The organism is Pseudomonas sp. Au-Pse12, assembly GCF_021341665.1.
GTDB lineage: Bacteria > Pseudomonadota > Gammaproteobacteria > Pseudomonadales > Pseudomonadaceae > Aquipseudomonas.
This window is the reverse complement of sequence record NZ_JAJTTH010000016.1, coordinates 23,459-43,881: the sequence shown is the minus strand read 5'-3', so window position 1 is coordinate 43,881 and position 20,423 is coordinate 23,459. Positions and strand designations below refer to the sequence as shown.

The following is a 20,423-nucleotide window of genomic DNA, read 5'->3' as shown; positions in this document are numbered from 1 at the left end:
TTATTTTTATTGTGTTGTTCGAATTCGCAGGCGCCGGCCAGCCGGCTCCTACAGGGTCAGGTGCAGGACGAAAGACTCGTAAGGCCGCAGGTGCACGTGCTGGCTGCGGGGCTCGTGGTCCGGGTAGTTGCTGATCAGCAGGCGCTGTTGCATGCCCGCGCCGATTACCGCTTCCGGCAACTCGACCTCGCACGGCGCGCCGTAGAAGTTGTTCACCACCAGCAGGCGCTCGCCCTCGCCCTCGCGCACATAGGCCCAGACTTGCCGATGCTCGGACAGCAGTTGGCGATAGAGGCCGTGCTGGATCAGCGCCTCATGGCGGCGCAAGGCAATCAGCCGGCGATAGTGATGCAGCACCGAATCCTGGTCGTCGAGCTGGGCCGCGACATTGATCTGGCCGGCATTGGCCGGTATCCCGATCCAGGGCTCGACGCTGCTGAACCCGGCATTGGCCCCGGCCTGCCACTGCATCGGCGTGCGTCCGTTGTCCCGGGATTTCTGCTGGATCGCCGCCATGATGGCCTGCGGGTCTTCACCGGCCTCGCGCTTGAGGCGGTGGATGTTCAGGGTCTCGACATCGCGGTACTGCTCGATGCGCTCGAAATGCGGATTGGTCATGCCCAGCTCTTCGCCCTGATAGACGAAAGGCGTGCCCTGGAGCAGGTGCAACGCGGTGGCCAGCATCTTCGCCGAGACCACCCGGTGTTCGCCGTCATCGCCAAAGCGCGAGACCACCCGCGGCTGGTCGTGGTTACACCAGAACAGCGCATTCCAGCCGCCACCGGCCTGCATGCCGGTTTGCCAATCGGAGAGGATGCGCTTGAGTTCGAGGAAGTCGAAATCGGCCCGCAGCCACTTCTGCTGGTTGGGGTAGTCCACCTTCAGGTGATGGAAGTTGAAGGTCATCGACAGCTCCTTCGACTCCGGATGGGAATAGCGGATGCAGTGCTCCAGGCGGGTGGAGGACATCTCGCCGACATTCACCAGATCGTGGCCGGCGAACACTTCCCGATGCATTTCCTGCAGGTACTGGTGGACGTTGGGACCGTCGGTATAGAAGCGGCGGCCGTCACTCTGGTCCTCAGGGAAGTCCGACGGTTTGGAGATCAGGTTGATCACGTCGAGGCGGAAGCCGCCGACGCCCTTGTCGCGCCAGAAGCGCATCATCTTGAACACCTCGGCGCGCACCTGGGGGTTGTCCCAGTTGAGGTCGGCCTGGGTGTGGTCGAACAGGTGCAGGTAGTACTGCCCGGTCTGGGCCTCGTACTCCCAGGCGGAGCCGCCGAACTTGGATTCCCAGTTGTTGGGCGCGTCACGCCAGATGTAGAAATCCCGGTAGGGGTTGTCCAGGCTGCTGCGGGCCTGCTGGAACCAGGCGTGCTCGATGGAGGTGTGGTTGACCACGATATCCAGCATCAGCTTGATCCCGCGCTTGCCGGCTTCGGCGATCAACAGCTCGCAATCGGCCATGCTGCCGTAGCTGGGATCGATGGCGTAGTAGTCGCTGATGTCATAGCCATTGTCCCGCTGCGGCGAACGCAGGAACGGCGTCAGCCACAGGCAGTCGACCCCCAGCCAGTGCAGGTAGTCGAGCTTGTCCACCACACCCAGCAGGTCGCCGGTGGGCTGCCCTTGGTGGCTGTGAAAACTCTTCGGGTAGATCTGGTAGATCACCGAACGCTGCCAGTCTTGCATGGGGGAATCCTTTGGAGAGTACGAGGACATTCGCCGGCGAGCCGGCGCCTACAGGGCGGGTCAGGCCACGCGATAGCCGGGCCGGATGATCTTCAGGCTCAGGCCGCAGGTGAGGACAAAAGGCACCACCAGGGCGATGACCATGCCGATGACGAACAGCGGGATGTACTGGGGAATGATCGAGATGAACCCCGGCAGCCCACCAACGCCAATGGCCGAGGCCTGGACCTTGTTCAGCGACAGGAACACGCTGCCCAGGGCCGAGCCGACCAGCGCGGCATAGAAGGGAAACTTGTAGCGCAGGTTGACGCCGAACATCGCCGGCTCGGTGATGCCGAAGTAGGCGGAAATCGCCGAGGTCGAGGCCATGCTGCGGTCACGGGCGTTGCGGCTCATGGTGAACACCGCCAGGGCCGCGCTGCCCTGGGCCAGGTTGGACATGACGATCATCGGCCAGATGAAGGTGCCGCCCTGGGTGGCAATCAGTTGCAGGTCGACCGCCAGGAACATGTGGTGCATGCCGGTGATCACCAGCGGTGCATAGAGCAGGCCGAAGATCGCGCCGCCGAGCATGGGCGCCAGCTCGAACAGGGTGACCACGCCTTCGGTGATCAGAATCCCCAGGTGCCGGGTCACCGGACCGATGATCGCCAGGGCCAGCACGCCGGTGACCACGATGGTGGTGATGGGCACCACCAGCAGGGTGATGGCGTTGGGCACCCGGGCGCGCAGCCATTTTTCGATCACGCTCATCACATAGGCCGCCAGCAGGATCGGCAGGATCTGCCCCTGGTAGCCGACCTTCTCGATCTGGAACAGACCGAAGATGTCGAAGTACGGCAGGCTCTGGCCATCCAGCCCGGCCACCGCCTTGCCGTAGTTCCAGGCGTTGAGCAGGTCCGGGTGCACCAGCATCAGGCCCAGGACGATGCCAAGGATCTCGCTGCCGCCAAAGCGCTTGGCCGCCGACCAGCCCACCAGGGCCGGGAGGAACACGAAGGAGGTGTTGGCCATCAGGTTGATCAGGCTCCAGAGCCCGTCGAGGCCCGGGTAGGCCTCAAGCAGGGTCTTGCCTTCGATGAACATGCCCTTGGCCCCCAGCAGGTTGTTCACCCCCATCAGCAGGCCGGCGATGATCAGCGCCGGCAGGATCGGCATGAACACATCGGAGAACACCCGCACCAGACGCTGCATGGCGTGGGTCTTCTGGGCGCCCTTGTCCTTCACATCGGCAATGGTCGAGGCCGCCAGACCGGTCTGCTGGCGCAAGGCCGCATAGACCTTTTCCACCTCGCCGGGGCCAATCACCACCTGAAACAGGCCACCGGTGAAGAACGAGCCCTTGACCAGGTCGATCTGGTTGAGGGTGGCGCTGTCGACAAGGCTCGGGTCCTTGAGGGCCAGGCGCAGGCGGGTCACGCAGTGGGCCGCCTGTTCGAGGTTGTCGGCGCCACCGAGGCTGTACAGCAACTCGCTGGCGATCGTTGAATAGTCGTGGCTCATGCTTTTCTTCCACCTGAGGTTTTTGTTATTGGCAGCACGCCGAGGGGCAAATTACTCGTCTGTACGAGTTAAATCAACAACTCGTACAGACGAGTTTGAAATTTTCTTCCGGCACGCCCTGCGCCGGGCCGTTTCCGCCAGGCGACGCCTGGCCCGGGCGCATGGACAAATGCCCCGTCCAGCCCTTAAGGTGCCTGCCTTGAGCACAGTCCGGCACAGAGCCATCCCATGAGCAAATACAACCAGATCTACAGCGATCTGCTTGCCAGCATCACCACCGAACGCCTGGAGCGTGGCGCCCGCCTGCCTTCGGAAAGCGAATTGATGGACAGCTACCAGGCCAGCCGCGGCACCGTGCGCAAGGCCATCGAACTGCTGCAGGAGCGTGGCTTCGCGCAGAAGATCCATGGCAAGGGCACCTTCGTGCTCTCGCCCAATCCCATCGAGTTCCAACTGGGCGGCATCGTCAGCTTCCAGGAAACCTATCCGCGCCTGGGGGATGACGTCAGCACCGAGGTGGTGGAGTTCAGCCAGTTCCCCCTGCAAGGCGCCCTGCTCAATCACCTGCAGGCCGAAGAAGGCAGCCTGATCACACGGATCAAGCGCGTGCGGCGAATCGATGGCAAACGGGTGATTCTCGACATCAACCATTTTGTCGCCGAGCTGATTCCGGGGCTGGACCGGCAGATCGCCGAGCATTCGATCTACGCCTACATCGAACAGACCCTGCAACTGAACATCAGCTATGCCCAGCGCACCATCGAGGCCAGCCCGCGAAGCAAGGACGACCAGCAGTTGCTCGACCTGGACGGCCAGAGCCATGTGATCGTGGTGAGCAACCAGACCTTTCTGCAAGACGGGCGGCAGTTCGAGTACACCGAATCACGGCACACCCTGGACAAGTTCTACTTCTCCGACGTGGCCCGCCGCTAAGCGCTGCCCCGTCAGCCCAGCAGGGCCACCAGCTCACCGCTGAGAGGCCCGATGCGCTGCGACTCCTTGGCGGTATTCACCTGCTGCGCCACCCGCGCCACCTCGATCACCGGGTGTTTGAGGGGGTAGCCGCCCTTGCTGTCCAGCCAGCTCAGGACCTCCGCCAGATGCCACAGCGAGGTGCTGCCTTCATGGATCGCCAGGGGAAAGCTGTCGGCGTGGCCGAGCATCAGCTTGCGCATGTTCTGCCGTGACACCCCGACGATCTCGGCAATCTCGCTGAGGCCGACAAAATCCGGGCTGGCCTCCACCAGCCGCGCCTCGGGGATGATCCGCTTGATATCCCCCAGGGCACTGAGCAGCGCCGCCTCGGCACTCTCGGCTTCGCGACTGAACTCCAGGGCCAGGCGCCCGGCCAGGCCGATGCCGACCAGGGCGTCGGTGCACCCCGCCGCACCGAGGCGCTCCACCAGTTGCAGCGGATCGCAGCCCTCCAGCGGCAGCAGATAGTTGAGGGTGAACAGGTATTCCATGGTGCTTACTCCTGACGGGCTGCCGGTGCCTTGGCCCCACGCAGCTGGTTCACGGTGCAGTTGTCGATTACCCGGCACAACGCCCGGGCGTGCTGGGCCGGGTTCTTCGGTGTACGCCAGACACTGGTGATGCAGAACTCGCCACAGCGACACACTTCGTTGTTGTACGGGCAGTAGATCCGCCCCCAGGCATGACCACCGCCAATCTCGATGCGCCAGCCCTGCCATTCGGCGTAACGCAGGGCCATTTCAATGTCTTTCTTGGGATGAGTTGCACGAGCCATCCATAGCCTCCAGTATCGTCAGGAACACAAGGTTGTCAACTGACAACCCAATACAATCCGATCAATGCCGCCCAGCGATAATTCGCTGCCAGGACAAAACACTGAGGGACGACTTCAAAGGTACACGGCGCCCCAGAGGCTGGACGGGGCAATGTCTTTCCCGGTATTGCGTGAACGCGAAAAACCCGGGTTTTCCAATACCTGGACATACAAATGGCGATCCACCCAAGGTGCAATCGCCATTTGTCTTGCAACGCAGAGACTTCAGTCGACAAACCGGCTGAGACGTTCTGCCCCCACCTCCGTCACTCGGACCATGGCACTGACCCCCACCCCGTCGCACCGATCGTGAGCGACCACATTCCAGCCATTGGGCATCACCCGGACAGGTGGGGTTCCGGCCTTGGCCAACACCTGAACATTCAATACCTGACCGGCCACCATGGGTTCGGAACACCCCGCAACGCGGTAACCCAGTACCTGAGGCGCCTGGATCCGCTGCCTGCCCATGCCATAACCGCAGTATTCAACCACTGCACTGAATCCCTGGGCGTCCAGCACTTCCTGGATCGCACCGCCGATGGCCCCCAGCGACTCACCACCGCGTACCTGTCGCAAGCCCTGCTCCAGAGCGTCCTTGGCAGCGCTCAACAAGCGCAGTTGTTCTGTGCTGGCGCCGGGCGTGGCAAAGGTCCAGGACTGCGCCCCATACCCCTTGCGCGATGACACCACGACCTCGACCTTGACCAATGCACTGGCCGGCAAGCGTTTCTCCGAGGGCAGGCAACTGATCAGCTCCGCATTCACCGAGACAGGAACGGCTGCGGGGTATCCCTTGTAGCCCACCAGCGCAGGCAGTAACTGCCGGCTATCAAGCTGCTGGAGCACCTGTTCCTGAATCTCCAGACGCGACACCCCCTCCACCATAAACGGCTTGAGCGACAGCAGAATGTCCGTCACCTCGGCAGCGAGGCGCCGCTCTTCAGCCACAATCTCCTGCTCCGGCAAGGTGCCGATCAGCGCAAAGGCTTCGCGATTGTCCGCAGCAAAACGATCAAAACGCGACAATGGCTGCGCCGTCGCGCTCGGCGGTTCAGGCGCTTCTGCCGCCAGGCCCAAGGTTCGCAGTAACTTGCCAAACACACTCATCTCAACATCCCTATCCGATGACCCGCCTCGCAGGGCGGCCCGTTCTCTTTAACAAAAAGGCCCCTGATCTCGCGATCAGGGGCCTTCTTAGCGGACTAGAAAATACTCGTCCATTTCACCCAAGCCTGACTAGCGTGAGGCTGCGGGATCATTCCCACTCGATGGTGGCCGGCGGCTTGCTCGACACGTCGTAGGTGACGCGGGAGATGCCTTCGATTTCGTTGATGATCCGGCCGCTGACGGTTTCCAGCAGCTCGTAAGGCAGGTGCGCCCAACGTGCGGTCATGAAGTCGATGGTTTCCACGGCGCGCAGGGCCACGACCCAGGCGTAACGACGGCCATCGCCCACCACGCCCACCGATTTCACCGGCTGGAACACGACGAATGCCTGGCTGACCTTGTGGTACCAGTCGGCCTTGCGCAGTTCTTCGATGAAGATGTGGTCGGCGCGACGCAGCAGGTCGGCGTATTCCTTCTTCACTTCACCAAGGATGCGCACGCCCAGGCCCGGGCCCGGGAACGGGTGGCGATAGACCATGTCGTACGGCAGGCCCAGCTCCAGGCCCAGACGGCGGACTTCGTCCTTGAACAGCTCGCGCAGCGGTTCAACCAGCTTGAGGTTCATCTCTTCCGGCAGGCCGCCCACGTTGTGGTGCGACTTGATCACGTGGGCCTTGCCGCTTTTCGCGCCAGCCGACTCGATCACGTCCGGGTAGATGGTGCCCTGGGCCAGGTACTTGATGTTTTCCAGCTTGCAGGATTCGGCATCGAACACGTCGATGAAGGTACGGCCGATGATCTTGCGCTTCTTCTCCGGGTCGGCTTCGCCGGCCAGGTTATTGAGGAACTGCTCCTCGGCGTTGGCGCGGATCACCTTGACGCCCATGTTCTCGGCGAACATGGCCATCACTTGCTCGCCTTCGTGCAGGCGCAACAGGCCGTTGTCGACGAAAACGCAGGTCAGCTGATCGCCGATGGCCTTGTGCAGCAGGGCCGCCACCACCGAGGAGTCGACACCACCGGACAGGCCCAGCAGGACGTTGTCGGTGCCGACCTGGGCGCGGATCTGGGCAATGGCGTCTTCGGCGATCTTCGACGGGGTCCACAGCGCTTCGCAGCCGCAGATGTCGAGGATGAAGCGCGACAGGATGCGGCCGCCCTGCTTGGTGTGGGTCACTTCCGGGTGGAACTGCACGCCGTAGTAGCGCAGGTCGTCGTTGAACATACCGGCAATCGGGCAGCTCGGGGTGCTGGCCAGGATGTGGAAGTCTTCCGGCATCTTGGTGACCTTGTCACCGTGGCTCATCCACACGTCGAGGCCGAACAGGCCATCGGCGTCAACGTGGTCTTCGATGCCATCGAGCAGGCGGCTCTTGCCGACTACATCAACCCGGGCGTAACCGAACTCACGCAGCTCGGAGCCTTCGACCTTGCCACCCATTTGCTCGGCCATGGTCTGCATGCCGTAGCAGATGCCGAAGACCGGAACGCCCAGGTCGAACACCGCTTGCGGGCAGCGAGGGCTGTTGGCTTCGTGCACGGACTCGGGGCCGCCGGCGAGGATGACGCCTTTGGGAGCGAATTCGCGGATCGCTTCGTCGTCCATGTCGAACGGATGCAGTTCGCAGTAGACCCCGATCTCGCGCACGCGGCGGGCGATCAGTTGGGTGTACTGGGAACCGAAGTCGAGGATCAGGATGCGGTGAGCGTGAATGTCGAGGGCCATGGTCAGTCTCGTCTAATTTCAGAAACGACACGGGGCTGAAAAACACAGCCCCGGTTACTAAATTCGTCAATCGCCTCCGGGCCTGGGCCTGGAGGCGATCACTATCAACCTACGCGATAGTTTGGCGCTTCCTTGGTGATCTGCACGTCGTGGACGTGGGATTCAGCCATGCCGGCGCCGGTGATGCGGACAAACTCCGGCTTGGTGCGCATTTCTTCGATGTTGGCGCTACCGGTGTAGCCCATGGAGGAACGCAGGCCACCCATCAGTTGATGGATGATGGCGGTCAGGGTGCCCTTGTACGGCACGCGACCTTCGATACCTTCCGGCACCAGCTTCTCGGCACCCGCGGAGGAATCCTGGAAGTAGCGGTCGGAAGAACCCTGGGCCTGGGACATGGCGCCCAGGGAGCCCATGCCACGGTAAGCCTTGTAGGAACGGCCCTGGAACAGTTCGATCTCGCCCGGAGCCTCTTCGGTACCGGCGAACATCGAACCCATCATCACGCAGGAGGCACCGGCCACGATGGCCTTGGACAGGTCACCGGAGAAACGGATACCGCCGTCGGCGATCAGAGGAACGCCCGTGCCGACCAGTGCCGCTGCAACATTGGCGATCGCGCTGATTTGCGGCACGCCGACACCAGCAACGATACGGGTGGTGCAGATCGAGCCAGGGCCGATACCGACCTTGACGGCGTCGGCGCCAGCTTCGGCCAGGGCCTTGGCGGCAGCGCCGGTGGCGATGTTGCCGCCGATCACCTGCACTTCAGGGAAGTTCTCTTTGACCCAGCGAACGCGGTCGATCACGCCCTTGGAGTGGCCGTGGGCGGTATCGACCACCACCACGTCGACACCGGCGTTGACCAGCGCAGCAACGCGATCGCCCGTGTCTTTACCCGTGCCGACTGCAGCGCCGACGCGCAGGCGACCTTGGTCGTCCTTGCTGGCCAGCGGGTAAGCCTTGGCTTTTTCGATGTCGTTGACGGTCATCATGCCCTTGAGGGCGAAGGCGTCGTCGACAATCAGTACGCGCTCGATGCGGTGCTTGTGCAGCAGCTCGCGGACGGCGGTCTTGTCGGCGCCTTCCTTGACGGTGACCAGACGTTCTTTAGGCGTCATCACTTCGCGAACGCTGACTTCCAGACGGCTTTCGAAACGCACGTCGCGGGAAGTCACGATGCCCACCAGGTCGCCGTTGTGCAGTACGGGCACACCGGAGATGTTGTGCATGTTGGTCAGTTCGAGCAGGTCACGCACGGTGGCGTCGGCTTCGATGGTGATGGGGTCCTTGACCACACCGGCTTCGAAACGCTTGACCTTGCGCACTTCGGCAGCTTGCTGCTCGATGGTCATGTTCTTGTGGATGATGCCGATGCCGCCTTCCTGAGCCATGGCGATTGCCAGACGGGCTTCAGTGACGGTGTCCATGGCGGCGGAAACCAGTGGAATATTCAGCTCGATGCCACGGGTCAAACGGGTCTTAAGACTGACTTCATTAGGCAGTACTTCGGAATAACCGGGCACTAGGAGAATGTCGTCGAAGGTGAGGGCTTCTTGGCTGATACGCAGCATCGCGGGGGCTCCCGGGCGGGAAAATGGAAGCGCGCCATTATACTCAGACACCTACCCGGGCTCAATGTAAAACTCTGGCTAATATCGCTGGAGTGATAGATGGGGACATCTCCCCTCCTACAGTTCGACCTTCACCCAACTGACCGGCTGATCCAGCCAGTCGGCGAACTCGTCGATAAAGCTCTGTTTGAACCCTGCCTCGGCCCAGTTGTTGAAGATAAAGCCCAAGTTGGAAAAACCGCACTCCTGAAGAAACAGGAAGCCGTTGATGTCATCTTCATGACCGCACTCGGGACAGGTGAAGTTATCGGTGCGCCCCGGCATCCAGTCTTCCAGGCTCTCGAACAGCGCCTCGCCGATTTCCTGGCGGCATTCGGCACAACCGGCTTCTTCGAGAAAGCCCTTGGCCGGGGTGTAGATACAGCGCTTGGTGATGATCTCCAGGCCGTTGATCGGCTCGCCGAAGGGCAGCGCCTCTGGCCGCAGCACCACGTCCCGCGCCCCCGGCGCAATCGCATGGCCCATGCGATTGCCGGTGCGCCCGCAGGTGCTCAGGTTTTCCTCGACGATGTTCTTGCGCACCAGCCAGCGCACGATGGCCCGCGCCCGCGGTTCGTGCACCGGCAGGGTGGAAATTTTCGGAACGAGGATGCTTTGCGAGTTCATGGATAAGCCTGAAACGTGCGGGACAGTACGAATGCTTGCGCCGGCAAGCCGGCCCCTACCGTCAATTGTAGGAGCCGGCTTGCCGGCGAACGAATTTAAAGGCCCGCAGCTTAATCCCTGCCCCCGACAGGTCAAGTGCTCAGAAAGCGCCCGATCAAGGCAACACCACTGGCCAGCACCAACCAGGTCACCAAACGCACAAAGGCCTCCCGAGACAACTTCATGGTCAAGCGCCGCCCCACCCACAAGCCCAACGCCATCGCCGGCAACAAGCACCCGGCCAACAGCAGCAGCGGCAACTCGGCATACACCCCAGCCAGGGCGAACAGGCTCAGACGCACCACGGTGCTGCAACTGATCAACGCACTCTGGGTGGCCCGCGCCGGATCCTTGGGCAAACGGCTGTTCAGGTAAATGGCATATAGAAAACCACCACTGCCGAACAACGCGCCAAACATTCCGCCCACTATTCCCATCGGCACCGCCCAGCCGGCCGCCAGCTGAGCCGGGCGCACCTTCACCCACAAGCTGTAGATGGCGTAGGCACTGATAAACAGCCCCATCAATAGAAGCAGCAGATCGGACTTGAGGTTGAGCAGGAAAATCACCCCCAAGGTGCAGCCCAGCGCCATGCAGGGCAACAGGCGCAACAACTCGGGCTTGGCCACGTCCTTGCGCGAAGGCAGCAGATTGCCAAAGGCGGCGACGAAATCCAGCAACACCAGCAGCGGCACAATCTTTGACAATGGCATGAACAGGATCAGGATCGGCCCCGCCACCAGCGCCGTGCCGAAACCGGCAATGCCAAACACGATGTACGCCAGCGCGATGCCCAGGCCGATCGCCAACCAACCACCCGGGCCAAAAGACCACTGGTTCAAACCTTCGATTACCACGCTCATCACCGCGACTTCCCAGTTGAATATGCAATGACTTTAGCCAGGGGCGAGCCTTGCGACTAATATCGTCAAAGTCGCCAACCCATCGCAAAAAGGCATGCCTCGTGATTTCGACCCGCCAACTGCGCTACTTCGTGGAGATTGCCGAATGCGGCAGCTTCAGCGCCGCCGCCGAGCGTCTGTTCATCGCCCAATCAGCCCTCAGCCGGCAGATCAAGGAACTGGAGAACCAGTTGCAGACTCCGCTGTTCGAACGCACCGCGCGCCTGCCACGACTGACCGCGGCGGGCGAGGTGTTTTTCCTCAAGGCGCGCAATGTGCTGGGGGAGTTGCACAAGGCCGCCGAGATGACCACTCAGGTGGGTCAGGGACAGTTGGGGACCCTGCGCCTCAGCCACTCCAGCACCGTGCCCATGAGCGGCCGGCTCCTCAAGGGGATCGGCAGCTACCTGCAACACTGCCCCGGCGCCTGCATGGACATCGTCAAACTGTCCTCCGAAGCGCAGTTGGAAGAGTTGGCTGAAGGGCGCCTGGATATCGGCCTGCTGCGCCTGCCCGTGCTGCGCCAGCGGGAAGGGGTACAGATCATCCCGCTGTTCAGCGAACCGCTGTTACTGGCGGTGCCGCCACAGCATCGCCTGGCGTTGCAACCACCGGCTGCGGGCGTGGATCTGGCCCAGCTCAGGGAGGAGGCATTTATTTCCATTCCCCATCCGCAGCGCGGCGGCTTGAGCTACCTGTCGGCCGAGCTGTGCATGCGCCAGGGTTTCTTTCCCAAGGCCGCGCGGGTGATGTCGCGCAAGACCACCCAATTGCAGCTGATCCAGGCCGGCTTCGGCATTGCCTTGCTGCCCGAATCGATGCAGGACATCGCGCCCGCCAGCATTCGCTTCCTGCCACTGGCAGATGCCGACTGCCAGAGCACCATCGCCCTCGCCTATCGCCAGGAACCGACGCCTCTGGTGACGCAATTCGTCGAACATTTTCGCAATCACTTGTAGTTGATTTGCGTTGTTCCATTCAGAGACAGGCCTTTAAACTGCGCCCCATGATTAAAGATCCCTTCGCACGACTCGGCCTGGACCGCGAGGTCCTCACCGTCACCCAGCTCAACGGCCGCGCCCGGGTGCTGCTCGAGGACGTGTTCAGCAATATCTGGGTCGAAGGCGAGATCTCCAACCTCGCCCGCCCCGCCTCCGGCCATGTGTACTTCACCCTCAAGGACAGCGGCGCCCAGGTGCGCTGTGCGCTGTTTCGGCAGAACGCCGTGCGGGTCCGCCAGGCGCTGAAGGACGGCCTGGCGGTCAAGGTCCGGGGCAAGGTCTCGCTGTTCGAGGGCCGCGGCGACTATCAGCTGATCCTCGATACCGTGGAACCGGCCGGTGACGGTGCCCTGCGCCTGGCCTTCGATGCACTCAAGGAAAAGCTCAGCGCCGAAGGCCTGTTCAGCGCCGAGCGCAAAGTGCCGCTGCCGGCCCATCCGCAACGCATCGGCATCATCAGTTCCCCTACCGGCGCGGTGATCCGCGACATCATCAGCGTGTTCCGCCGCCGCGCGCCGCAGGTTGTACTGACACTGATTCCCACAGCCGTGCAGGGCCGCGAGGCCACGGCGCAGATCGTCCGCGCCCTGCAACTGGCCGATGCCCGGGGCTTTGACGCGCTGATCCTGGCCCGTGGCGGCGGCTCGCTGGAAGACCTCTGGTGCTTCAACGAAGAAGCCGTGGCCCGGGCGGTGGATGCCTGCGTAACGCCGATCGTCAGCGCCGTCGGCCATGAAACCGACGTGTCCATCAGCGATTTCGTGGCCGATGTTCGCGCCCCCACGCCTTCTGCCGCCGCCGAACTGCTGGCCCCCGACTCCAGCGACCTGCAACGCCGCATCGAGAGCCTGCATCGGCGCCTGGTGATGCGCATGCGCGACCGGCTGATGCGCGAGCGCTTGCGCCTGGACGGCCTGGCCCGACGCCTGCGCCATCCCGGCGAACGCCTGCGCCAGCAAGCACAACGCCTGGACGACCTGGACATGCGCCTGCGCCGGGCCTTCGAACGCAGCCTCAATATCCGGCGCGAACGCTTGATCCGCCTGGAAACTCGCCTCGGGGCGCAGCATCCAGGTCGACAACTGGCGCTGCTGCGCCAACGCCTGGACAGCCTGGCCGAACGACTGCCCCGCGCCATGCGCGAAGGCCTCAAGGGCCGCCGCCTGCAATTGCACAGCCAGATGCAGACCCTGCACGTGGTCAGCCCCCTGGCCACGCTCGGCCGTGGCTACAGCATCCTGCTGGACGATCGTGGCCAGGCCATTCGCAACGCCGGGCAGACCCGCAATGGCCAGCGCCTCACCGCCCGCCTGGGTGAAGGCGAACTGCAAGTGCGGGTCGAAGACAATCACCTGACGCCTGTCACCCTTTCTCTACTGGATTGATCCATGCCGCGTTTTCTCTGCTCCCTGCTGTTGCTGTGCCTGGCCTTCAATGCTCACGCCGACAGCTACATCACCCGCTTGTTGAACAAACCTGTGCCCGGAGGCGTAGCGGTGGTCGACCTGGGCAGCGCCGCCCAGGCGCCCAAGGCCAGCTATCAAGGCAAACCAGTGCTGGTGGTGAAGGAGCAGAACAACTGGCTGGCGATTGTCGGCATTCCGCTGACGGTCAAGCCTGGTCCTCAACAAGTGAACGCCAATGGGCGCAGCCTGAACTTCGTGGTGGGCAGCAAGAAATATCCCGAACAGCACATCACCCTGAAGAACCAGCGCCAGGTCAATCCGAACCCGGCGGACCTCAAGCGCATCGATGGCGAACTGGCGGAGCAGATCCGCGCCTACCGCAGCTTCAGCCCCAACACCCCGAGCAATCTGCTGCTGGACAAGCCGGTGAACGGGCCCCTGTCGAGCAAGTTCGGCGTGCGCCGGTTCTTCAACGGCGAAGAGCGCAACCCTCATGCGGGCCTGGACTTCGCGGTGCCGGCAGGCACGCCGATCAAGACTCCGGCAGCCGGCAAGGTGATCCTGATCGGCAACTACTTCTTCAACGGCAACACCGTGTTCGTCGACCATGGCCAGGGCTTTATCAGCATGTTCTGCCACATGTCGAAGATCGACGTGAGGGTTGGCCAGTCGCTGGCTCGCGGAGCAGTGGTGGGCAAAGTGGGTTCGACCGGGCGCGCCACGGGCCCGCACATGCACTGGAACGTCAGCCTGAACGATGCTCGGGTCGATCCGGCGATCTTTATCGGGGCGTTTCAGCCCTGAGTGCGAAGCCGGTTCGCCGGAAAGCTGCCCCGACAAGGATTGCGCAGGCCAGGACGACTGCGCAATCGCTGGTATTCTTTCAAAGAATAGACAGCATAAAATCTCGATATAGCTTCAATTACGAGTATTCCTCTCAATTTTTTTCGACTGCTTGCCATCTCTCACCCCAGTGGTTAGGGTTGAGCACATGAAAACCTCTCACACCCTCATTCAGCGTCGTCAACACCGGAGCCTCTGCCTCGTCAGCGCACGACTGCCAGGCTGAATCGCGGTGCCTCATCCCCCTGCGTCAACCTCACTCTTGACTCACCGGCAGGCCGCCTCTTCTCGGCCCGGACCATAAGGATTTCTCCATGACCATGCTCAAAGACCCATCGTCCAAGTACCGCGCGTTTCCGACCATCAACTTGCCTGACCGCACCTGGCCGTCGAAGACCATCACCCGCGCGCCGATCTGGTGCAGCTCGGACTTGCGTGATGGCAACCAGTCGCTGATCGAGCCGATGGATGCGGTCAAGAAACTGCGCTTCTGGAAGACCCTGGTAGCCGTGGGCGTGAAGGAAATCGAAGCGTCGTTCCCAGCGGCTTCGCAAACCGACTTCGACTTCGTGCGCACCCTGATCGAAGGCGGCCACATCCCGGACGACACCACCATCCAGGTGTTGACCCAGGCCCGTGAAGACCTGATTGCCCGTACGTTCGAATCCTTGCGTGGGGCGAAGAAAGCCATCGTCCACCTGTACAACGCCACCAGCCCGTCGTTCCGCCGCATTGTCTTCAATCAGGACAAGGCCGGTGTGAAGGAAATCGCGGTAAACGCCGCCAAGCTGTTCGTCAAATACGCCGCTCAGCAGCCGGAAACCCAGTGGCAGTTCGAGTACTCGCCAGAGACCTTCAGCGCCACCGAACTGGAGTTTGCCAAGGAAGTCTGCGACGCCGTGGTGGAAGTCTGGAACGCGACACCGACCAACAAGGTGATCCTCAACCTGCCGGCCACCGTTGAAGTGGCAACGCCGAACATCTACGCCGACCAGATCGAGTGGTTCTGCCGCCACATCAATCGTCGCAACAGCGTGCTCATCAGCCTGCACACCCACAACGACCGTGGCACCGGCGTAGCCGCCACCGAGTTGGGCCTGATGGCCGGCGCCGACCGTGTCGAAGGCTGCCTGTTCGGCAATGGCGAACGTACCGGCAACGTCGACCTGGTCACCGTGGCCTTGAACCTCTACACCCAGGGCGTCAACCCGGAGCTGGATTTCTCCGACATCGACGGCGTGCGCAAAGTGGTGGAAGAGTGCAACCAGATTGCCGTGCACCCGCGTCACCCATATGTCGGTGACCTGGTCCACACCGCCTTCTCCGGCTCTCACCAGGACGCGATTCGCAAGGGCTTCGCCCAACAGAAGGCCGACGGCTTGTGGGAAGTGCCGTACTTGCCGATCGACCCGGCCGACATCGGTCGCAGCTACGAGGCGGTCATCCGCGTCAACAGTCAGTCGGGCAAGGGCGGTATCGCCTACCTGCTGGAGCAGGAATACGGCATCAGCTTGCCGCGCCGCATGCAGATCGAATTCAGCCAGGTGGTGCAGCGGGAAACCGATCGCCTGGGCCTGGAAATGACCGCCCAGCAGATCCACGCGCTGTTGCACAGCGAGTACTTGCAGGCCAACACCCCGTACGCGCTGGTCAGCCATCGCCTGCAAGAAGAAAACGGCCACAGCGCCGTGGAAGTGGAAGTGTCGAGCAAGGGCCAGGGCGAAACCAACCTGCACTGGCGCGGCAAGGGCAACGGTGCCCTGGAAGCCCTGGTGGCCGGCCTGCCGGTTCCGGTGGAGATCATGGACTACAACGAACACGCCATCGGCGCCGGCACCAACGCCAAGGCAGCGGCCTACATCGAACTGCGGGTCAACGGTGAACGTGCGGTCCACGGCGTGGGCATCGACGAAAACATCACCACGGCCAGCTTCAAGGCGCTGTTCAGTGCCCTGAACCGCTCCCTGAGCGAGCAGGAAGCCAAGGCGGCTTAAAGCGGCCGTAGCAAAAGGCCCCGAGGAGTCTGACTCCTCGGGGCCTTTTTCATGTCGGGCCAGAAACGCGTCCGCTAGAACCTGCTGCTTGCTTCAGGCATGCACATCGACACTGAACATGGCCTGCAGCAAAGCCGCTTGCAGCACCTGCAAGGTGCTATTGGTCACGGCGATCTGCGCCTGGACTTCCATCATTTGCTGGGCTTTCTGCTCGTCACTGGCCTGGCCTTTCTGCACATTGGCCAGTTGTGCTTGCTGTTCAGTCAGGATTTTCTGGGTCTGCTCGATCTGTTTCTGCAGCGCCTTGACCGGATCACCACCCGCCGTGATGGCATCGATACTGGCGTCGCCAGAGTTGACCCGCAGCTCCTTGTCCTGGCTTTCGTCCACTGGCGCCAGCGGGTTGGTGCCTTCGGCTTCAGCCGATGCCGCTTTGGGCGCGGACAACGGGTAAGGATTGACGATGTTGGCGGTAATGGTGGTCATGCTTGATTCCTCCTGAACTGATCCGGCTATCGGCCTTCATCCTTGAAGCTTGATATTCACAACGTGTAAAAAATTGTGCTGAGCTGAAGCGATCCTAAGTGAACATGAAGGTATCGGCGTCAAGATTCGCCGGAAAACGTGCACGGTAGTCCGCCAGTTCACCCGCGCTCAGGCACACCTGGAACACACCATCGGCTTCTCCGGCGCTGAGCAGGGTTTCGCCCTGGTAATCCAGTACCTGGCTGTCCCCGGTATAGACAAAGCCTTTGCCGTCAGTGCCTACCCGGTTCACTGCCGCAACGTAGCAGAGGTTTTCAATGGCCCGGGCCGGCAGCAGACGGTTCCAGTGCAGGCGCCGGGCACCCGGCCAGTTGGCGGTGTAGAGCAGCAGATCGGTGTCCTGCGCGTCGCGACTCCAAACCGGGAACCGCAGGTCGTAGCAAATCAACGGGCGCACACGCCAGCCCTTGAGCTCGAACTGCACCTGCCGCTCGCCCGGCGTGTAGTGATTGTGCTCGCCGGCCATGCGAAAGAGATGTCGCTTGTCGTAGTGCCAGACCTCACCGTCAGGACGTGCCCAGAGCAGGCGATTACGGTGGCTGCCGTCTGCGGCCTGGATGATCACACTGCCGGTAATCACTGCATCCAGCTTTTTCGCCTGGCTGCGCAGCCATTTGCTGGTGGGGCCATTCTCCGCTTCCGCAAGGGTCGCGGACTCCATGGAAAATCCGGTAGTGAACATCTCCGGCAGGATGATCAGATCCGCACCCCGGGCCTGCTCCAGCAACTGCTCGAAATGCTCGAAGTTGGCCTGACGGTCATGCCAGGCCAGGGTGGTCTGAATCAACGCCAGATTCAGATCGGGTAATGCACTCAGATCACGCATAGCTTCTCCGCTGCCTGACGCAGCGTCTCCTCGCGTTTGGCGAAACACAGCCGTACCAGACGCTGCCCCTGCGGCGGCTGCTGATAGAACACCGACACCGGAATGGCTGCCACGCCATGTTCGCGGGTCATCCATTTCGCCATGTCGACATCGTTCAAGTCTGGACGAATCTGCGAATAGTCCACCAGTTGAAAGTAGGTACCGGTCACCCGGGTAAAACCGAAGCGCGATGCGCTCAACAGATCGCAGAACAGATCACGCTTGGCCTGGTAAAAAGCCGGCAATTCCTCGACATGCTCCGGGTGCTCGGCCATGAAGTCCGCCAGAGCGTACTGCAAAGGGGTCACGCCGCAGAAGCTGACATATTGATGCACCTTGCGCAGCTCGGCGCTCAAGGCCGGTGGCGCCACGACATAGCCGGTCTTCCAGCCAGTCACGTGATAGGTTTTACCGAACGAACTGACTACAAAGGCACGCTGATACAGCTCCTCATGGGCCAGCACACTGACATGAGGCACGCCATCGAACACCAGGTGTTCATAGACCTCGTCACTGACCAGGTAGATATCGCGATCACGGATCAACGCCGCCAGTTGGTCCAGTTCGGCCCGGCTGATCAAGGCGCCACTGGGATTGTGCGGCGAGTTGAGGATGATCATCCGCGTGCGCGAACTCAGGGCTTCGCCGAGCTTCTGCCAATCGAGGGCAAAGCCCTGCCCTGCCAACGGCACATGCACGCAGCGCCCGCCTGCCAGCTCCACCGCCGGTTCATAGCTGTCATAACTGGGGTCGAACACAATGACTTCGTCACCGCGCTGGATCACCGCATGGATCGCGCAAAAGATCGCCTGGGTCGCGCCCGGGGTGATGGTCACTTCAGCGTCTGCATCGACCTGGACGCCATAACTGCGGGCGATCTTTGCCGCTACCTGCTGACGCAAGGCCGGCAGGCCAGTCATGGGGGCGTACTGGTTATGGCCATTGGCGATATGCCAGCCAACCGCATCGCGCAAGGCTTGCGGGCCATCGAAATCAGGAAAACCCTGGGACAGGTTGAGCGCTCCGGTTTCCACCGCGAGCTGGGACATTTGCGTGAAGATGGTGGTGCCGACATTCGGCAGCTTACTGGTGATCATGAGGGTTCCCTGCTGAACACCCGGCTCTACGGCGGCGCGGGAGGTCCCGAGAATAGCCCAAAGCGCGGCGATTAAAAAAGGGGCCCCAAGGCCCCTTCTTTAGTCGCTGCTTCAAGCTACAAGCCACGAGCGGCAAGACTTCGCTACCCTCACTTGCAGCTCGTCCCTTGCAGCTCGCTGCTGCTTTTTAGCGCTTGTCGCGGCGCTTCTTGTCGGCCTTCTTGTGGTGCGACATCAAGCGACGCTTCTTGTTGACCTGGCGGTCGGTGAGCGTGTTCTTGTTGCCTTCGTACGGGTTCTCGCCACCTTTGAACTCGATACGGATCGGCGTGCCCACCAGCTTCAACACCCGGCGGTAGGTGTTTTCCAGGTAGCGCACGTAGGACTTCGGCACCTTCTCCACCTGGTTGCCGTGGATCACGATCAGTGGCGGGTTGGCACCGCCCAAGTGGGCGTAGCGCAGCTTGATCCGACGGTTGTTGACCATGGGCGGCGCGTGCTCGCCAACAGCGTCTTCGAGGATCTGCGTCAGGCGGCTGGTCGGCCAGCGGGTCACCGCCGACTTGAACGAGTTCTGCACCGACTGGTAGAGGTTGCCCACGCCCGTGCCGTGCAGCGCCGAAATGAAGTGGATATCGGCGAAGTCGACGAAGAACAACCGGCGTTGCAGCTCGGTCTTCACGTAGTCGCGTTCGCTCGGCTGCATGCCGTCCCACTTGTTCAGAGCGATCACCAGGGCCCGCCCGGCTTCCAGGGCGAAGCCCAGCAGGTTCAGGTCGTGATCCACCACGCCTTCGCGGGCGTCCATGACGAAGATCACCACGTTGGCGTCTTTGATCGCTTGCAGGGTTTTGACCACCGAGAATTTTTCGACTTCCTCGTGGATCTTGCCGCGCTTGCGCACACCGGCGGTGTCGATCAGCGTGTACTTCTCGTCGTTGCGCTCGAACGGGATGTAGATGCTGTCGCGGGTGGTACCGGGTTGGTCGTAGACGATTACCCGGTCTTCACCAAGCATGCGGTTGACCAGAGTGGATTTGCCCACGTTGGGACGACCGATGATGGCGATCTTGATTCCGTCTTTCTCGCTCGGGCCCGGAATGCGCTTGGCTTCCTCGCCTTCAGCGACGATCTCTTCCTCGCCTTCTTCCGGCTCGTCGGCGTCATCCTTGGGGAATTCGCGCAGGGCGATTTCCAGCATCTGGGTGATGCCGCGGCCATGAGCACCGGCGATCGGGATCGCATCGCCCATGCCCAGTGGCGCGAACTCGGCGCGGGCCATGTCCGGGTCAATGTTGTCGACCTTGTTGGCAATCACGTAGGAGGTCTTGTTACGTTTGCGCAGGTGCTCGCCGATCATCTGGTCGGCCGCGGTAAACCCGGCCTTGGCGTCCACCAGGAACAACACCACATCAGCTTCTTCAATGGCCAGCAGCGACTGCTCAGCCATCTTTTCGTCCATGCCATGCTCGTCACCGGAAATACCACCGGTGTCGATCAGAATATAGGTACGCCCTTGCCACTTGGCCTCACCGTATTGGCGATCACGGGTCAGACCGGACAGGTCGCCGACAATGGCGTCGCGAGTCCGAGTCAGGCGGTTGAACAAGGTGGACTTGCCGACGTTAGGTCGGCCCACCAGGGCGATTACGGGAACCATGCGGCTC

Annotated in this window: 18 protein-coding genes; 5 read left to right on the top strand and 13 right to left on the bottom strand. The window is 62.0% G+C overall.

Annotated features, from left to right (window positions below; genetic code table 11):
- Positions 1-48 precede the first annotated feature (48 nt).
- Positions 49-1,695, bottom strand: a complete 1,647-nt coding sequence (treC, locus tag LXM55_RS30260) for an alpha,alpha-phosphotrehalase (RefSeq protein WP_233323780.1) — start codon at positions 1,693-1,695, stop codon at positions 49-51.
- 60 nt (positions 1,696-1,755) lie between these two features.
- Entirely contained in the window at positions 1,756-3,198 is a 1,443-nt protein-coding gene (gene treP, locus LXM55_RS30255; protein ID WP_233323779.1) for a PTS system trehalose-specific EIIBC component, read from the bottom strand.
- A 228-nt stretch (positions 3,199-3,426) separates the two neighbouring features.
- Between treP and treR the strand changes: the two genes are divergently transcribed.
- Positions 3,427-4,131, top strand: a complete 705-nt coding sequence (gene treR, locus LXM55_RS30250) for a trehalose operon repressor (protein WP_108545279.1) — start codon at positions 3,427-3,429, stop codon at positions 4,129-4,131.
- An 11-nt stretch (positions 4,132-4,142) separates the two neighbouring features.
- On the opposite strand, the gene LXM55_RS30245 is transcribed toward treR, so the two are convergent.
- From LXM55_RS30245 to LXM55_RS30215, 7 genes are all read right to left on the bottom strand, one after another.
- Positions 4,143-4,664 (bottom strand): helix-turn-helix transcriptional regulator, encoded by a 522-nt coding sequence (locus LXM55_RS30245; RefSeq protein WP_233323778.1) that lies wholly within the window; start codon positions 4,662-4,664, stop codon positions 4,143-4,145.
- A 5-nt stretch (positions 4,665-4,669) separates the two neighbouring features.
- Positions 4,670-4,948: a hypothetical protein gene (locus tag LXM55_RS30240; RefSeq protein ID WP_233323777.1), complete on the bottom strand. Its 279-nt coding sequence runs from the start codon at positions 4,946-4,948 to the stop codon at positions 4,670-4,672.
- A gap of 264 nt (positions 4,949-5,212) precedes the next feature.
- Positions 5,213-6,097, bottom strand: coding sequence for a M24 family metallopeptidase (locus LXM55_RS30235; protein ID WP_233323776.1), 885 nt, complete (start codon positions 6,095-6,097; stop codon positions 5,213-5,215).
- A 148-nt stretch (positions 6,098-6,245) separates the two neighbouring features.
- The gene (guaA, locus tag LXM55_RS30230; protein ID WP_233323775.1) at positions 6,246-7,823 is read right to left on the bottom strand and encodes a glutamine-hydrolyzing GMP synthase; all 1,578 of its coding nucleotides are present in this window, start codon (positions 7,821-7,823) and stop codon (positions 6,246-6,248) included.
- A 104-nt stretch (positions 7,824-7,927) separates the two neighbouring features.
- Positions 7,928-9,397 (bottom strand): IMP dehydrogenase, encoded by a 1,470-nt coding sequence (guaB, locus tag LXM55_RS30225; RefSeq protein WP_233323774.1) that lies wholly within the window; start codon positions 9,395-9,397, stop codon positions 7,928-7,930.
- Positions 9,398-9,514: 117 nt separating this feature from the next.
- Positions 9,515-10,063: a sugar ABC transporter ATPase gene (locus tag LXM55_RS30220; RefSeq protein ID WP_233323773.1), complete on the bottom strand. Its 549-nt coding sequence runs from the start codon at positions 10,061-10,063 to the stop codon at positions 9,515-9,517.
- A gap of 131 nt (positions 10,064-10,194) precedes the next feature.
- Entirely contained in the window at positions 10,195-10,965 is a 771-nt protein-coding gene (locus LXM55_RS30215; protein ID WP_233323772.1) for a sulfite exporter TauE/SafE family protein, read from the bottom strand.
- Positions 10,966-11,066: 101 nt separating this feature from the next.
- Between LXM55_RS30215 and LXM55_RS30210 the strand changes: the two genes are divergently transcribed.
- The 4 genes from LXM55_RS30210 (at position 11,067) to leuA (ending at position 16,248) form a co-directional block, all read left to right on the top strand.
- The gene (locus tag LXM55_RS30210) at positions 11,067-11,963 is read left to right on the top strand and encodes a LysR family transcriptional regulator (RefSeq protein WP_233323771.1); all 897 of its coding nucleotides are present in this window, start codon (positions 11,067-11,069) and stop codon (positions 11,961-11,963) included.
- A gap of 47 nt (positions 11,964-12,010) precedes the next feature.
- A complete protein-coding gene (xseA, locus tag LXM55_RS30205; protein WP_233323770.1) occupies positions 12,011-13,390 on the top strand; it encodes an exodeoxyribonuclease VII large subunit in 1,380 nt (459 codons plus the stop codon).
- A 3-nt stretch (positions 13,391-13,393) separates the two neighbouring features.
- Positions 13,394-14,215 carry a peptidoglycan DD-metalloendopeptidase family protein gene (locus LXM55_RS30200; RefSeq protein WP_233323769.1) on the top strand — a complete coding sequence of 274 codons (822 nt, stop codon included), beginning with the start codon at positions 13,394-13,396 and terminating at the stop codon, positions 14,213-14,215.
- Positions 14,216-14,568: 353 nt separating this feature from the next.
- A complete protein-coding gene (leuA, locus tag LXM55_RS30195; RefSeq protein ID WP_233323768.1) occupies positions 14,569-16,248 on the top strand; it encodes a 2-isopropylmalate synthase in 1,680 nt (559 codons plus the stop codon).
- Between the two features lie 93 nt (positions 16,249-16,341).
- Here the strand turns inward: leuA and LXM55_RS30190 are convergent, their stop codons facing one another.
- The 4 genes from LXM55_RS30190 to der form a co-directional block, all read right to left on the bottom strand.
- Complete coding sequence (locus tag LXM55_RS30190; protein ID WP_233323767.1) at positions 16,342-16,734, bottom strand: hypothetical protein; 393 nt, start codon at positions 16,732-16,734, stop codon at positions 16,342-16,344.
- A gap of 94 nt (positions 16,735-16,828) precedes the next feature.
- Positions 16,829-17,620: an amidohydrolase gene (locus LXM55_RS30185; RefSeq protein ID WP_233323766.1), complete on the bottom strand. Its 792-nt coding sequence runs from the start codon at positions 17,618-17,620 to the stop codon at positions 16,829-16,831.
- Complete coding sequence (locus LXM55_RS30180; RefSeq protein WP_233323765.1) at positions 17,608-18,756, bottom strand: pyridoxal phosphate-dependent aminotransferase; 1,149 nt, start codon at positions 18,754-18,756, stop codon at positions 17,608-17,610. The genes LXM55_RS30185 and LXM55_RS30180 overlap by 13 nt, the downstream gene beginning before the upstream one ends.
- Positions 18,757-18,943: 187 nt before the next feature.
- Positions 18,944-20,416 (bottom strand): ribosome biogenesis GTPase Der, encoded by a 1,473-nt coding sequence (gene der / locus LXM55_RS30175; RefSeq protein WP_016968329.1) that lies wholly within the window; start codon positions 20,414-20,416, stop codon positions 18,944-18,946.
- Between the last annotated feature and the right edge of the window lie 7 nt (positions 20,417-20,423).

What these genes read in the sequence shown, in the direction of transcription:
- treC (WP_233323780.1), bottom strand. Translation starts at nt 1,695, where the DNA reads ATGCAAGACTGGCAGCGTTCGGTGATCTACCAGATCTACCCGAAGAGT.
- treP (WP_233323779.1), bottom strand. Translation starts at nt 3,198, where the DNA reads ATGAGCCACGACTATTCAACGATCGCCAGCGAGTTGCTGTACAGCCTC.
- treR (WP_108545279.1), top strand. Translation starts at nt 3,427, where the DNA reads ATGAGCAAATACAACCAGATCTACAGCGATCTGCTTGCCAGCATCACC.
- LXM55_RS30245 (WP_233323778.1), bottom strand. Translation starts at nt 4,664, where the DNA reads ATGGAATACCTGTTCACCCTCAACTATCTGCTGCCGCTGGAGGGCTGC.
- LXM55_RS30240 (WP_233323777.1), bottom strand. Translation starts at nt 4,948, where the DNA reads ATGGCTCGTGCAACTCATCCCAAGAAAGACATTGAAATGGCCCTGCGT.
- LXM55_RS30235 (WP_233323776.1), bottom strand. Translation starts at nt 6,097, where the DNA reads ATGAGTGTGTTTGGCAAGTTACTGCGAACCTTGGGCCTGGCGGCAGAA.
- guaA (WP_233323775.1), bottom strand. Translation starts at nt 7,823, where the DNA reads ATGGCCCTCGACATTCACGCTCACCGCATCCTGATCCTCGACTTCGGT.
- guaB (WP_233323774.1), bottom strand. Translation starts at nt 9,397, where the DNA reads ATGCTGCGTATCAGCCAAGAAGCCCTCACCTTCGACGACATTCTCCTA.
- LXM55_RS30220 (WP_233323773.1), bottom strand. Translation starts at nt 10,063, where the DNA reads ATGAACTCGCAAAGCATCCTCGTTCCGAAAATTTCCACCCTGCCGGTG.
- LXM55_RS30215 (WP_233323772.1), bottom strand. Translation starts at nt 10,965, where the DNA reads ATGAGCGTGGTAATCGAAGGTTTGAACCAGTGGTCTTTTGGCCCGGGT.
- xseA (WP_233323770.1), top strand. Translation starts at nt 12,011, where the DNA reads ATGATTAAAGATCCCTTCGCACGACTCGGCCTGGACCGCGAGGTCCTC.
- LXM55_RS30200 (WP_233323769.1), top strand. Translation starts at nt 13,394, where the DNA reads ATGCCGCGTTTTCTCTGCTCCCTGCTGTTGCTGTGCCTGGCCTTCAAT.
- leuA (WP_233323768.1), top strand. Translation starts at nt 14,569, where the DNA reads ATGACCATGCTCAAAGACCCATCGTCCAAGTACCGCGCGTTTCCGACC.
- LXM55_RS30190 (WP_233323767.1), bottom strand. Translation starts at nt 16,734, where the DNA reads ATGACCACCATTACCGCCAACATCGTCAATCCTTACCCGTTGTCCGCG.
- LXM55_RS30185 (WP_233323766.1), bottom strand. Translation starts at nt 17,620, where the DNA reads ATGCGTGATCTGAGTGCATTACCCGATCTGAATCTGGCGTTGATTCAG.
- LXM55_RS30180 (WP_233323765.1), bottom strand. Translation starts at nt 18,756, where the DNA reads ATGATCACCAGTAAGCTGCCGAATGTCGGCACCACCATCTTCACGCAA.
- der (WP_016968329.1), bottom strand. Translation starts at nt 20,416, where the DNA reads ATGGTTCCCGTAATCGCCCTGGTGGGCCGACCTAACGTCGGCAAGTCC.